This is a genomic window from Cryobacterium sp. M25 (assembly GCF_002929635.1).
GTDB lineage: Bacteria > Actinomycetota > Actinomycetes > Actinomycetales > Microbacteriaceae > Cryobacterium > Cryobacterium sandaracinum.
This window is the reverse complement of sequence record NZ_PJJU01000026.1, coordinates 15,532-27,740: the sequence shown is the minus strand read 5'-3', so window position 1 is coordinate 27,740 and position 12,209 is coordinate 15,532. Positions and strand designations below refer to the sequence as shown.

Here is a 12,209-nt window from a genome sequence, read left to right as displayed (position 1 = left end):
GGTAACCCAATCGATACCGGAGGTCCTCACTTTTTTAGCTCACGCCACGCTCACAACCTGTGTGGGAACAACAGCTAGTCCAGGTCGCCCACCGAGACCAGGCCGTCGTGACGGCGGCCGTCGAAGATGATCGTCGGGATCTTCACGGTGTGGATGCTCTCCTCGACCAGCCGCGTGTTCGCGGCGATGATGACCGCGACCTCGTCGGAGGCGGCGACGGATGCCACGTCGGCGACCTGTTCCTGGCTCAGGCCGAATTCGGCCGACCAGTCCTGCAGCAGCGCGGTGGCGACAGCCGGCTCGGCGCCGTTGATCACGCTCTGCCAGGAAACGCCCTTGTCATCGACTTCCGTGTAGATCCGGCGCAGGATCTCCCAGTCGACCGGCGTGGCGACGTCGGCGAGAGGGTTCAGCCGCAGCGCCTCGAGGTACTGGGTGACGAGCAGCGAGTTCTGGAACTTGTAGCCGTCGGCGGCGGCGATCGGGTAGGCGATGTAGGTGAGGTTCATCCGGTCGTCGAACCCGGCCTCCTCGATGTTGTTGAACAGCTGCAGGCAGTAGGTGCAACCGGGGTCGATGACCTCGAGCGCGGTTTCCTTCTTCGCGTCGTAGACGCCCAGGTAGCTGGCGTTGGCGGGCAGGTATTCCTCGGCCTCCCAGTTCTGCATGCGGGAGGGGATCGCCGAGAACGTCTCGCCGAGGCTGGCGAAGTCGTTGCCGAAGGCGCCGATCACGTCGCCGGAGAGCAGGGACTCGCCGAAGGTGGGCGTCTGGTCGGGGATCGAGCAGGCCTCGGCGCCCAGGCTGCAGGATGCGGAATCCTGCTTGTTGCAGGTGCCGTAGACGTACAGGTTCACACCGCTCTTGACGACGACGTATGCGCTCCAGACGGTGGTGAGCACCACGAGCAGCGCGACCACCTCGAGGGCGACGGATGCCGGGCCGACGAGCTTCGGACGGCGCACCGCCAGCGGCGCGAGCAGGTGGTCCTTGATGTCCTGCTTGAAGGTGGTGTCGCAGGGGCGGAACGTGACACGGCGGAGGGTGCAGTTCCACGCCCTGCCTAGGTAGCGGCGGTATCGTGCCGACACGGCCGCCATGAAAACGAGAACGATGAATGCGGCAATGCAGAACACTTAGGAGAGGCCTTTCATCAGGCGCGCGAGGGCCTGTGCGGCCTGATCGACATCGGCCGTGGTTGAGTGCAGTCCGAGCGAGAAGCGCAGCAGCGGCGGCAGCCCGAGCTGGTCTTTCAGGTAGTGGTGGGCGCAGAAGTAGCCGCTGCGCACCATGATGTGGGACTGGGAGAGGAACACTGCGAGCCGGTGCGAATCCTGTTTCGGGGCGTAGGCGCTGATCACCGGGCTGGCCGCGGTGTTGACCAGAGTGAGGCCGGGGATGTCGCCGAGACCCTCGAAGAGACGCTGCGAGAGACCCTGAAGGTGCTCGGCCGCGGGCCGGCCGCCGGGGCGCACCTGTCCCAGCCACTCGATCGCACGGCGCAGGGCGATGATCTCGCCCCAGGCCTGCAGCCCGGGTTCGAGCAGGGCGCCCGGGTCGTTGGCGAGAAGGTCGTAGGAGTCTTCGCGGACATCCGCCACCATGCCGCCGCCCACGAAGGTGAGCTCGAGGGAACCGAGCAGCTCGTGGGTGGCGACGACCACGCCGAGGCTGGCGCCGTACATCTTGTGGGCGGAGAAGCAGAGCGCGTCGGCCTCGGTTTTGGCCAGCAGGGTGCGTTCGTGCGCCATGGCCTGGGCGGCGTCGAGGATGACGATGCCGCCGCGGGCGTGGGTGTCGCGCACCAGGTCGGTGAGGTTGGTAAGCAGACGCCCGTCGATGTTGGAGGCCACGTTGACGACCACGATCGCGCGTTCGAGCTGGGCCGGCCGGTAGACCAGGGCGCCGTCGGGGGCGCGGTCGAGCACCAGGCGGGGCACCCCCAGTCGGGTCGCCGCCGTCATGGTGGGCAGGAAGACCGAATTGTGCTCGATGTGGCTCGTGACCATCTGCCCGAACCGGCCCTGCGGCAGCTGTTGCAGCAGCAGGTTCAGGCCGAAGGTCGTGTTGAGGGTGAAGGAGACCGCGTGACCCCGGCCGGAGAGGCCGAGCAGCTCGAGCACGGCCCGGCGGGCGTCCTGCACCTCCCGGTCGACGCGGGTGCCCCAGGCGTACTTCACGCGCCCGCCGCAGGCGTTGTACTCCGTGTAGTACTCGGTCAGGGCGTCGAGGACCGGCTGCGGCCGGAGGCTCTGACAGGCGGAGTCGAGGTAGACCGCGCCGGGTTCGAGGTAAGCGAAATCGGCGAGACGGCCGGTTTCGACCGCAACCTGTGGTGTGCGCCGGAACAACCCAGTGTGCTTCATGTCCTTCAATTCTTTCCGGCTCATTCTAGGCGAGCAGCGGGTTCTGCCCGGCGCGGCTGGGAACCGGCTGGGAGCGTGGTGGTCATAGCTTCATCCGTCGCACCGGGCTAGGCCTGGGCCGCAACGAGCACGGCCCAGGTGAGACCGAAGTCGTCGCTCGCGACGACCCCGCGTCGGTCGGCGGCGAGGAGCCAGGGCACGCTCCCGCCGACGAAGCCGAAGGCCTCCGGGCTGCCGTCGGTCTGCCCTCCGCGGGTCCAGGTTCCGCTTCCGGCCTCCTCGTGCCAGAGCACGCCCTCCGGGTCGATGCCGACGACACCGCCGCCGGCCGCGGCATCCTGAACGTCGATCAGGTACAGCATCGGTGCGCCGGGGACCAGCGCGAACGTGCGCCCGGCATCCTCGCTCACGGCGAGGCCGTTCTCGGTGGTCGCGAAGACCCGGTCGGCGGTCGCCGGGTCGGCGGCGAGGTCGCGCAGCTCCACCGCGGCTCCGGGCGACCAGGTGGCCCCATCGTCGTCGCTGATGCTGACCCTGCCGGCGGCGGCGTCGTAGCCGTAGACGCGCAAGGCTCCCGGCGGCAGGGTCACCGCGTCGAGGTCGTGGAAGTCGGTCTTGCCGGCGAGAGAGACGTTCGACCAGGTGGCTGCCGCATCCGCGCTGCTGATCAGTCCCACGTTGGGGCCCACCAACGTGGACTCGTCGGAGCCCGGATGCCCGGAGGCCAGCAGCAGGCCCGGCGCGGCCACCGTGAAGCCCATGGCGTCGAAGGCCGGGCCATCGCTCGGGGTGGGCTGGGTGAGCCCGGCCTCCGGCGCGCCGGCCAGGTAGCTGTCGGGCAGCAGGTCGGTCGGGACCTGCCACACGCCCTGGTGCGTGCCGGCGTAGGTCTTGCCGGTGGACGGGTCGGCGCCGAGGCCGTGAATGTGTTCAAAAGCCGCCGTGGTGGGGGCGGACGTGCCGGTTGGCGGAGCAGCCGGAGTGGGCGCGCAACCGGCCAGCGCGGCCGCGAGGCCGACGGTGATCACGGCGGCGCCGCCGAGGCGGAGGGTTCTGCTGGCCGTCGTCATGGGTCAGTACGCGGCGAGGAGGTCGGTCATGACGGCGATTTCGGCGGACTGCGACGCGACGATGGTGGCCGAGAGGGTCTGGGCGTCGGCGTTGCTGCCCTCGTCGATGTGCGTCTGCGCCATGGCAATTGCGCCCTCGTGGTGCGCGATCATCAGCTCGAGGAACACCTGGTCGGCGTCTGCACCCGAGGCGTTGCCGAGCGTCATCATGTCGGCCTCGCTCATCATGCCGTCGGTGCCGTGGTTCATGTCGGACATGCCGCCCGTTTCGGCGCCCCACTCGCCCAGCCAATCGGTCAGCTGGGTGATCTCGGGCTCCTGGGCGGCCTTGATCTTGGTCGCCAGGGCGACGACGCGCGGGTCGGTGCCGTGCTTGGCGAGGAAGTCGTCGCTCATCGCGACGGCCTGCTCGTGGTGGGGGATCATCATCTGGGCGAAGTCGACATCCGCGGCGTTGGCGTTGGCGGACGCGGTGGCGGTGGGTCCGTCGGCGGCCGGGGCGTCGGCGGCCGGGGTCGTGTCGCCGCAGGCGGTAAGGGTGAGCGCCGTGGTGAGCGCGGCGGCGGCGATCAGCGAGGTGCGGATGGTGCGGATGGTGCGGAGCATTGGTGTTCCATTCGTTGACAAAAGGGTGAGAAACCGGGGGCCGGGGTGCGGCCGGGCCGCGCAGGCCGGTGGGGTGCGCTGGCGAGGGTTTCGGCCTAAATGCGGCTGATGGAGAGCAGGGTGAGGCGGGGCCGATGCAGGTGCAGCGGAATCTCCCGGAAGGAGCCGACGATGAAGCTGCCGGCCTCGAGCAGGCGACGGCAGGCCGACGGGCGCCGTGCCAGCAGAATCAGGCCGACCAGCACAAGCAGCAGGGAACACGTCATCGAGAGGGTGGCCAGACCGGACATCGCGTGGGTGTCGGCGCTGCCGAGTGCGCCGGCGGACAGGCCGACCACGGTCGCGGTCGCGGGCGCGATGCGCTCGAGCAGCGGGCCGGTGAGGGATGCGGGGAGGGATGCAGCGAGAGGCGCGGCGGATGATGCGGTGTGCCCGGCCGCGGAGTGTGCGTCGGCGGTCATCGCAGTGGTCATGGTTGTTGACGCTGTTGTTGATGAGGAAGCGGGAGCGGTCGGGGCCGAGGACAGGCTGCCCGGTCCGTGCGCCAGCCCGTGTCCGGTTCCGGCCGTGTGCGCCGCGAGCAGGCAGAGCAGCAGCGCGGCCATCGTGAGCACGGCGGAGTGGAAGACCCGGCGTCCATCACGGAGGGAGATCGCAGCGCGTGTGTGCAGCTTGCCGCCTCCGTCCGAACTGTGGTCTGGGCATCCGTCGGCCTGTCGCTCACCGTGGATGCCCCTTCAGGGTATACCGGGCGGATCGGCGTCAGCTGGGAGCGGCCTCGGTCCGGGGCGACACCCGGGCCGGGGCTCACCCCCAGTCGAGCGCGAGCACCCACGACCCGTCGGTGTCGCGGCGCAGGTCGTAGCGGTGTTGTTCCTCGTCGCCGCGCGAGGCATCGAGGCGCCAGAGCTCGGTGTCGATGCGGGACGGCACGCCGCCGGCATTCTCCCACCAGCGGGTGCGGGTGAAGATCGCCTGCGGCTGGCCGATGACGGTGTGTTCGAACCGGTTCCAGATGAACGCGCGCGGGTCGCCGTCGACGGACAGCTCCACGTCGACGACTGCGTCAATGATCTGAGGCATGCGTGGCTCCCTTGATTTTCTCGAACATCTATTCGATTCTGTGAGTGTAGTTCATGCCGCCGACACTCGCCAGACCCGATCAGGAAATCGCTCGCGACCCCGGCACCGAGGACTTGCCCGGTTCTCGCGCGCCCAGGCTCGACGAGCCGGGCCGGGGTGTGAGCCCGAGCCGCCGCACGATCTCGGCGGCCTCCTCGGCCGGAGCGCGGCCGGCGTCGATGGAGATCGCGCGCTCGTCGGCGTCAGGCGCCTCGAGTGTGGCCACCTGCGAATCGAGCAGGGAGGTCGGCATGTAGTGGTCGAGGCGCGTCGCAAGCCGGCGCCCGATCAGGTCCGTCGACCCGGTCAGGTGCACAAAGATCACGTTGTGCTCGCGCAGCACGTCGCGGTAACGGCGCTTGAGCGCCGAGCAGGTGATGATTCCCGGCGCCCCCGCCATGGTGTGCTCGATGATCCACGAGGAGACCGTGTCGAGCCAGGGCGCGCGGTCCTCGTCGTTCAAAGGCCGACCGGCAGACATCTTGTCGATGTTCGCCTGGGGATGCAGGTCGTCGCCCTCCTCGAGATCCCAGCCGAGCTGGCCGGCGAGGAGCCCCGCCACGGTGGACTTGCCGGATCCGGAGATGCCCATGATCACGAGCACGGGCTGCTGAGTCTCGAACATGCTAGATCACGATATTCAGCAGGAGGACGCCGGCAAGGCCGACCACGGAGATCAGACATTCCATCACGGTCCAGGTCTTCAGATTCTGCCCGACGGTCGTGCCGAGATACTCCTTGACGAGCCAGAACCCGGCATCGTTGACGTGGGAGAGGAAGAGCGAACCGGCGCCGATGGCGAGAACCATCAGCGAGACATCCGTGCTGCCCAGGCTGGCCGCGACGGGGGCGAGGATGCCGGCGGCCGTCACGGTGGCGACGGTGGCCGACCCGGTAGCGACGCGGATCAGGGCGGCGACGAACCACGCCAGCACGAGCACCGAGACGCTGCTGCCGGCCACGGCTTCGGCGATGACGGTGCCGATGCCGGTGTCGATGAGCACCTGCTTGAACCCGCCGCCCGCACCCACGATGAGCAGGATGCCCGCGATCGGCGGGAGGGAATCGGAGAGGGACCTGGCGACCCCGGCGCGGTCCATGCCGCCACCGCGACCGAAGACGATCATCGCGTAGATCACAGCGATGCCGAGGGCGATCATCGGCGTGCCGAGGAAGTCGAGCGTGGCGTTGAGAGGCGAGGTGGAGCCCGGGTCGATCGCGTCGGCGATCGATCGGGCGAGCATCAGCACGACGGGGAGCAGGATGCCCGAGATGGTGATCAGGAAGCTCGGGCGCCGGGCGTTCTCGCCCAGACCCTGTTCCTCGTTGGTGAGGAACAGGGCCGGCACGGGCACGGAGACCCAGCGGCTCGCGAACCGGCTGAAGATCGGGCCGGCGATGATGACGGTCGGAATGGCGATGAGCACGCCGATCGCGAGAGTGAGCCCGAGGTTCGCATCGAGAGTGGTCACGGCCACGAGCGGACCGGGGTGCGGCGGCACCAGGCCGTGCATGACGGACAGGCCGGCGAGGGCCGGGATGGCGATGCGGATGAGCGAGAGTCCGCTGCGGCGGGCCACCAGGATGATCACCGGGATGAGCAGCACGAGGCCGACTTCGAAGAACATCGGCAGGCCGATCAGCCCGCCGATCAGGGCCATCGTCCACGGCAGGGTGCGGGCGCTCGAGCGCGTCACCAGCGAGTCGACGATGCGGTCGGCTCCGCCGGAGTCGGCCAGCAGCTTGCCGAACATGGCGCCGAAGCCGACCAGGATGCCGACGCCGGCCATGGTGGCGCCGAAGCCGGCGCTGAAGCTCGTGACGGCGGCGGCGGGAGCGAGGCCGGCCCCGACGCCGACGCCCACGGCGCCGATCGAGAGGGCGAGGAACGGATGCACCTTGAGCCAGGTGATGAGCAGGATGATCACCGCGACGCCGACGAGGGCGGCGAGGATGAGCTGGAGGTCGCTGCCGGCCGGTTCAATCGGAACCACTGGAGCCGCGTAGGGAAGAATCATCTGAATTTCCATTCCGAGGCTGCTTCACTGCGACCTCATCGTCCAATAATCTGATTAATCAGATATTTGAGTGTGGCACACGAATCGCGACTCCGGGACCAACGCCGGTACGATCACGATGGGCGACGTCGCGACGACGCGCGCGGCCAGTCCGCAGGGAGAGGCTGAGATGAACCGTGGGGCGGGCGCAGGCGTGTGGCGTGAGCGAGGGCTTCATGCGCGGGTGGTGAACTCGCTGGGCCAACAGATCGTCGACGGCGGATACCTGACCGGCGATATCCTGAACCTGGACGTGATCAGCGAGGAATTCGCGGTCTCTCGCTCCGTGCTGCGCGAGGCACTGCGGGTGCTGCAGTCGCTGGGTATGGTCGAGCCGCGGCAGCGGGTGGGCACCCAGGTGCTGCCTCGCACCTCCTGGGACCTGATGCACCCGCAGATCATCTACTGGCGCGGACGCGGCACCGACTATCTCACCCAGATGCGCGAGATGCTCGAACTGCGCCTCGGCATCGAGCCTGTGGCCGCCCGACTGAGCGCGCGCCTGATGACCGCCGAGCAGCTGGACGCGGTGCGGGCGGCAGCCGAGGGCATGGTCGCGGCTGACCTTGCCGGCGACGGTCGCGGGTTCCTCGAGGCCGACATCGAGTTCCACTCCCTGATCCTGATCGCCTCCGGCAACAGCGTGATGGGGCACTTCGCCGGCACGGTCGCGGCGCTCCTCCGCACGCGCGAGGAGGAGAAGCGCTTCACCATCACCGAGTACACGCCGCCGTCGGCCCACCGGCACAACCAGCTGGCCGAGGCGCTGTTCGCGCGCGACGAGGATGCCGCGTACCGCTGGTCGTATGCCACGATCGAGGCCACCCTGACCGAGTTCATCCAGGAATCGGGCCGCGCCGAACGGGGCCTCGGGGCCTGAGGCTGCCGGCCTGGCGCGGTGTCCGTTGCCCGGCACCTCGTGCTCAGAGCCGGGCGAGCCGCTCGATGTCCTCCAGGAATTCGCTGGCGACCTGGGCCGACACGGTGGTGCGGGTCGACCGGATCGCGACCAGGTAGTCCTCGGTGCCCGGGCCGCCGGGCGTCGACTCGTCCTCCCCCTCGAACAGTGCGCGTTCCAGCGCCTGCTGGGAGGCGCGCCGGGCGGCGTACTCGATGTCGGCTGGTGAGAACCCGTCGCTTGCGGTGACGAGCGCGCTCAGGTCGACCGTGCTTTTCCTGCCCTCGGGGATGTAGCGCTCCCAGATGGCCTGGCGGGCGGCGACATCCGGAAGCCCGATCGGGATGACGTAGTCGAAGCGTCCGTGCCGGAGAAAGGCGGAATCGAGGGCGCGGATGAAGTTCGTGGCGCAGACCAGGAGCCGGCCGGGCTGCTCGCGGAAGGCGGGAATGATCTTCAGCAGCTCATTGGTGACGCCCTGCAGCGCCGAGGGTGGCTCGCCGCCGCGTTGCGCCGCGATCTCCTCGACCTCGTCGATGAAGACGACCGCGTGCTCCAGCTCGGAGATCTTCAGGAAGGTCTCCCGAAGCGCACCGGCAAGGCCCTTGGGGTCAGCCGCGAGCCGCGAGGGGAAGACCTCGACAAAGGGCCATTCCAGCCGCGACGCGATGGCCTTTGCGAAGGTGGTCTTGCCCGTTCCGGGAGGCCCGAAGAGCACGACCGCCTTCGGTGGCACGACGCCGTACTGTTCGGCCATGTCGGGTTTGGCCAGTGGCATGACGAGCCTTCGTTCGAGCAGCTCCTTTTCGGTGCGCATGCCGCCGACGCCCTCCCAGAGATCGCGCGGCAGGATGCGCCCGCCCAGTTCGCTGAGCGACCGCAGCTCCTCGCGCTGCACCGGGATGTGGCGCTCGAAGTAGCGCAGGTGCTGCTTGACCTCGAAGCCCCGCTTCACGAAGGCGTCGACGCGCGTGGCCGATTCGGGCATCAGCGCGGACAGCTTGGTCAACGCGTGCCGGGACATCTTCTTCTCGAGGGCGGCCAGCAGGGCCGTGCCGATGCCGCGGCCCTGGTAGCGCTGCGCGGTGGCGAGGAAGACGACCCAGCCCTGGGCGTGGGCGGCGCGGCCCACGGCGGCCCCGACGACCTCGTCGCCGGCAAGGGCGACCACGGCGTCATCCTTCTGGCAGGAGGCCAGCACCTCGGACAGGCCGTAGACGGGCTCCGTCTTGGCGGCCGTGATCTCTTCCCAGAGGCGAAGGATGCCATCGAGGTCGTCCGAGTGAAAGTCGCGGATCCGCCAACCAGTCATGAGTGCTCCTTCGCGCCGACACGTACGCCTCCCAATCTATGGCACTTGCGTCACCGAACTAGCGATCAGCCAAGCGGCGGGCAAGGTAAGGCGCGGTGCGGCTGTGCGGGTGCCGCGCGACGGCATCCGGGGTTCCGGTCGCCACGATCTGCCCGCCCGCATCTCCGCCGGCCGGTCCCAGGTCGATCACCCAGTCGGCGGCGGCCACCACATCGAGGTTGTGCTCGACGACGATCACCGTATTGCCGGCGTCGACGAGGCGGCCCAGCTGGGCCAGGAGAAGGCGGACATCCGCGGGGTGCAGTCCGGTGGTCGGCTCGTCGAGGAGGTACATCGTGTGGCCGCGGCGGGCGCGCTGCAGTTCGGTGGCGAGCTTGATGCGTTGGGCCTCGCCGCCGGAGAGCTCGGTGGCCGGCTGGCCGAGACGCAGATAGCCGAGCCCGACCTCCCGCAGGGTGGCGAGGCTGCGGGCAGCGGCCGGCACGTCGGCGAGGAAGCCGGAGGCCTCCTCGACGCTCAGGCCGAGCACGTCGGCGATGGACTTGCCCTGATAGGTCACCTGAAGGGTCTCCGGGTTGTAGCGCGAGCCAAGGCAGGCCGGGCAGGGCGTGTAGCTGCCGGGCAAGAAGAGCAGCCCGACGCTCACCGAGCCCTCTCCGAGACAGGTCTCGCAGCGGCCGCCGGGCACGTTGAAGGAAAACCGTCCGGCGCCGTAGCCGCGCTTCCGGGCCTCGTCCGTGGCCGCGAAGGTCGCGCGCACCGCGTCGAAGAGCCCGGTGTAGGTGGCCAGGTTGGAGCGCGGAGTGCGCCCGATCGGCTTCTGGTCCACGCGCACCAGGCGGTCCACGGCCTCCAGGCCGGTGATCCGGTCGACCCGCGCCCGCGGCTCGGGGTCGCCGCGTTCGCCGTCGTCGCCGTCGTCGTCGACGGCGCCTGCGGCTGCCGTCGGATCAGAGGCGACGGCGGCGTCGGACTCCGGATGCAGCGCGAGCCGCACGGCATCCGCCAGAACCTGGCTGACCAGGGTGGATTTGCCCGAACCGGACACGCCGGTCACCGCGGTCAGCACACCGAGCGGGAAGCCGGCGTCGACGCCTCGGAGGTTGTGCCGGGTGACACCGTGCAGGCCCAGCCAGCGTTCTGGTGTGCGCAGCGCCGCGGGCTGGGGCGCGTCGGGCTGGGGCGTGGCTGGCGCGGCCGGCTCCGGCGCGGCCGGGAACAGGAACTGCCGGGTAACCGACTCCGACACATCGGCCAAACCTGCGATGGGTCCGCTGTAGAGCACGACGCCGCCGCCGGCCCCGGCCAGCGGGCCCACGTCGACGACCCAGTCGGCGCGGCGCACGATGTCCATGTTGTGCTCGACGACGAAGACCGAGTTGCCGGATGCCTTCAGCTGCTCCAGCACGAGCAGCAGCGGTTCGGCGTCGGCCGGGTGCAGCCCGGCCGACGGTTCGTCGAGCACGTAGATCACGCCGAACAGGCCCGAGCGCAGCTGGGTGGCGATGCGCAGGCGCTGCATCTCGCCGGGGGAGAGGGTGGGCGTCGCGCGCCCGAGGCTCAGGTAGCCGAGGCCCAGTTCGAGCAGCACCTCGATGCGGGCGAGCAGGTCCCGGGTGAGGGTCACGGCGGCCTCCGTGGGCTCCGCGGCGTGCGGCTTCGCGGTACCAGGCGCGGCGTTGCGCTCGGCGCCGCTCGCCCGGAGCGTCGGGCGAAGCAGCTCGGCGAGCCCGGTCAGCGGCAGCAGGTTGAGCTGGGCGATCGACCGGCCGGCCACCGTGACCGCCAGGGCCGCGGGCGTGAGACCGCTGCCGTCGCACAGCGGACACGGGCCGGATTCGACGAAACGCAGCGCGCGCTCCCGCTGACTCTGGCTCTTGGAGTCGGCCAGGGTGTGCAGCACGTAGCTCTTCGCGCTCCAGAATCGGCCCTGGTACGGCTTGGCGATGCGGTCGCGCTGCGGGGTGACCTCCACCACGGGCTGTTCCTCAGTGAAGAGGATCCAGTCCCGCGCAGAGCGCGGCAGGTCCTGCCAGGCGGTGTCCACGTCGTAGCCAAGGGTGATCAGGATGTCCCGCAGGTTCTTGCCCTGCCAGGCGCCCGGCCAGGCCGCGATGGCGCCGTCACGGATGCTCAGGGCAGGGTCGGGCACGAGGGTTGCCTCGGTCACGGTATGCGCCGTGCCGAGGCCGTGGCACTGCGGGCAGGCGCCGGCCACGGTGTTGGGGGAGAAGGAGTCGGACTCGAGGCGTGGGGCAGCCGCCGGGTACATGCCCGCCCGGGAATACAGCATCCGCAGCGAGTTGGACAGGGTGGTCAGGGTGCCCACGCTCGAGCGGGAGCTGGGCGCACCCCGGCGCTGCTGCAGGGCCACGGCCGGCGGCAGCCCCGTGATTTCGTCAACCTGCGGGGTGTGGCCCTGCTGGATCAGCCGACGCGCGTAGGGCGCGACGGATTCCAGGAACCGGCGCTGGGCCTCCGCGAAGATGGTGCCGAACGCCAGCGACGACTTTCCGGAGCCGGAGACCCCGGTGAAGGCGACGATGGCGTCCCGGGGAACGTCGACGTCGACGTTCCGGAGGTTGTTCTCCCGAGCCCCGCGCACCTGCACGAAGCCCGCAAACGGCGCGTTCCCCGGTGCGGTCGACGGAGCGATCCGGGTCGAGGCGGCGGTGTCGGCGTCAGGGCGAGGCGGTTGCATTCGGCCGACTCTAGCCCGAACGTCTGGGCGGATGCCGGGCTAGAGATAGTGGACCTGAGAGGCGACGCGGTATAATG

General features: G+C 69.6%; 11 protein-coding genes. 1 reads left to right on the top strand and 10 read right to left on the bottom strand.

Annotation, left to right across the window (positions count from 1 at the left end; all coding sequences use genetic code 11):
* Positions 1-74 precede the first annotated feature (74 nt).
* From CXY81_RS01285 to CXY81_RS01250, 8 genes are all read right to left on the bottom strand, one after another.
* Positions 75-1,136: a hypothetical protein gene (locus CXY81_RS01285; protein WP_104193725.1), complete on the bottom strand. Its 1,062-nt coding sequence runs from the start codon at positions 1,134-1,136 to the stop codon at positions 75-77.
* Positions 1,137-2,366 (bottom strand): aminotransferase class V-fold PLP-dependent enzyme, encoded by a 1,230-nt coding sequence (locus tag CXY81_RS01280; protein ID WP_158251970.1) that lies wholly within the window; start codon positions 2,364-2,366, stop codon positions 1,137-1,139.
* A gap of 107 nt (positions 2,367-2,473) precedes the next feature.
* Positions 2,474-3,436 (bottom strand): F510_1955 family glycosylhydrolase, encoded by a 963-nt coding sequence (locus CXY81_RS01275; RefSeq protein ID WP_104193724.1) that lies wholly within the window; start codon positions 3,434-3,436, stop codon positions 2,474-2,476.
* A 3-nt stretch (positions 3,437-3,439) separates the two neighbouring features.
* Complete coding sequence (locus CXY81_RS01270) at positions 3,440-4,042, bottom strand: DUF305 domain-containing protein (protein WP_104170962.1); 603 nt, start codon at positions 4,040-4,042, stop codon at positions 3,440-3,442.
* A 95-nt stretch (positions 4,043-4,137) separates the two neighbouring features.
* Positions 4,138-4,656 carry a hypothetical protein gene (locus tag CXY81_RS01265; RefSeq protein WP_104193723.1) on the bottom strand — a complete coding sequence of 173 codons (519 nt, stop codon included), beginning with the start codon at positions 4,654-4,656 and terminating at the stop codon, positions 4,138-4,140.
* 193 nt (positions 4,657-4,849) lie between these two features.
* The gene (locus tag CXY81_RS01260; protein WP_104100589.1) at positions 4,850-5,125 is read right to left on the bottom strand and encodes a hypothetical protein; all 276 of its coding nucleotides are present in this window, start codon (positions 5,123-5,125) and stop codon (positions 4,850-4,852) included.
* A gap of 79 nt (positions 5,126-5,204) precedes the next feature.
* Positions 5,205-5,789: a gluconokinase gene (locus CXY81_RS01255; RefSeq protein ID WP_104170964.1), complete on the bottom strand. Its 585-nt coding sequence runs from the start codon at positions 5,787-5,789 to the stop codon at positions 5,205-5,207.
* Between the two features lies 1 nt (position 5,790).
* On the bottom strand, positions 5,791-7,182 hold the full coding sequence (locus tag CXY81_RS01250; RefSeq protein WP_104170968.1) for a GntP family permease: 1,392 nt from the start codon (positions 7,180-7,182) through the stop codon (positions 5,791-5,793).
* Between the two features lie 223 nt (positions 7,183-7,405).
* On the opposite strand from CXY81_RS01250, the gene CXY81_RS01245 reads away from it, so the two are divergent.
* Positions 7,406-8,101 carry a FadR/GntR family transcriptional regulator gene (locus tag CXY81_RS01245; RefSeq protein ID WP_158250247.1) on the top strand — a complete coding sequence of 232 codons (696 nt, stop codon included), beginning with the start codon at positions 7,406-7,408 and terminating at the stop codon, positions 8,099-8,101.
* A gap of 43 nt (positions 8,102-8,144) precedes the next feature.
* On the opposite strand, the gene CXY81_RS01240 is transcribed toward CXY81_RS01245, so the two are convergent.
* Positions 8,145-9,431 carry an ATP-binding protein gene (locus CXY81_RS01240; protein ID WP_104170965.1) on the bottom strand — a complete coding sequence of 429 codons (1,287 nt, stop codon included), beginning with the start codon at positions 9,429-9,431 and terminating at the stop codon, positions 8,145-8,147.
* 58 nt (positions 9,432-9,489) lie between these two features.
* Positions 9,490-12,132: an excinuclease ABC subunit UvrA gene (locus CXY81_RS01235; protein ID WP_158251969.1), complete on the bottom strand. Its 2,643-nt coding sequence runs from the start codon at positions 12,130-12,132 to the stop codon at positions 9,490-9,492.
* Positions 12,133-12,209: the final 77 nt, after the last annotated feature.

Bases quoted from the DNA above. Each gene is read 5' to 3' on its own strand.
- CXY81_RS01280 (WP_158251970.1), bottom strand. From the start codon at position 2,366: ATGAAGCACACTGGGTTGTTCCGGCGCACACCACAGGTTGCGGTCGAA.
- CXY81_RS01275 (WP_104193724.1), bottom strand. From the start codon at position 3,436: ATGACGACGGCCAGCAGAACCCTCCGCCTCGGCGGCGCCGCCGTGATC.
- CXY81_RS01270 (WP_104170962.1), bottom strand. From the start codon at position 4,042: ATGCTCCGCACCATCCGCACCATCCGCACCTCGCTGATCGCCGCCGCC.
- CXY81_RS01260 (WP_104100589.1), bottom strand. From the start codon at position 5,125: ATGCCTCAGATCATTGACGCAGTCGTCGACGTGGAGCTGTCCGTCGAC.
- CXY81_RS01255 (WP_104170964.1), bottom strand. From the start codon at position 5,789: ATGTTCGAGACTCAGCAGCCCGTGCTCGTGATCATGGGCATCTCCGGA.
- CXY81_RS01250 (WP_104170968.1), bottom strand. From the start codon at position 7,182: ATGATTCTTCCCTACGCGGCTCCAGTGGTTCCGATTGAACCGGCCGGC.
- CXY81_RS01240 (WP_104170965.1), bottom strand. From the start codon at position 9,431: ATGACTGGTTGGCGGATCCGCGACTTTCACTCGGACGACCTCGATGGC.
- CXY81_RS01235 (WP_158251969.1), bottom strand. From the start codon at position 12,132: ATGCAACCGCCTCGCCCTGACGCCGACACCGCCGCCTCGACCCGGATC.